The organism is Candidatus Clostridium eludens, from assembly GCF_045310515.1.
Lineage (GTDB): Bacteria > Bacillota > Clostridia > Clostridiales > Clostridiaceae > Clostridium_B > Clostridium_B eludens.
The window spans coordinates 1-369 of record NZ_JBJHZX010000178.1 but is presented as its reverse complement, the minus strand read 5'-3'; the positions used below and the strand labels follow the sequence as shown (position 1 = coordinate 369).

The window sequence follows — 369 nt, the reverse complement described above, 5'->3', positions numbered from 1 at the left end:
AGCCGTATGAGAGGGAAACTCTCACGTACGGTTCTTAGATGAGGGAAAGGGAGCAATCCCTTTTTCTTAATCGATTACACAAGTCCTGTCTTTCAGAACTTAGTTAAAAGCTATAAGTTAAACCAGTCTATGTCTAGACTAGGTAACTGCTGGGATAATGCTCCACAGGAGTCTTTTTTCGGTAACCTTAAAGATGAAGCTCTCATAAAATCTTGCCAATCCTTAGGTGCGCTTAAACAAGAAATAGACGAGTATATGCTCTACTATAACAACTATAGATATCAGTGGGGATTAAATCATCACCACCCGTAAAACGGGTGGTTTGCTCAGCCCTATAAGGGCATGTTACTGGCTGTGCTACTCGCACAC

The 369-nt window shown here is 41.7% G+C and carries 1 pseudogene; it reads left to right on the top strand.

The window, feature by feature from the left end:
* Positions 1-75: 75 nt before the first annotated feature.
* Positions 76-312, top strand: a pseudogene (locus ACJDU8_RS25735) (integrase core domain-containing protein); the annotation flags it as partial.
* Positions 313-369 lie beyond the last annotated feature (57 nt).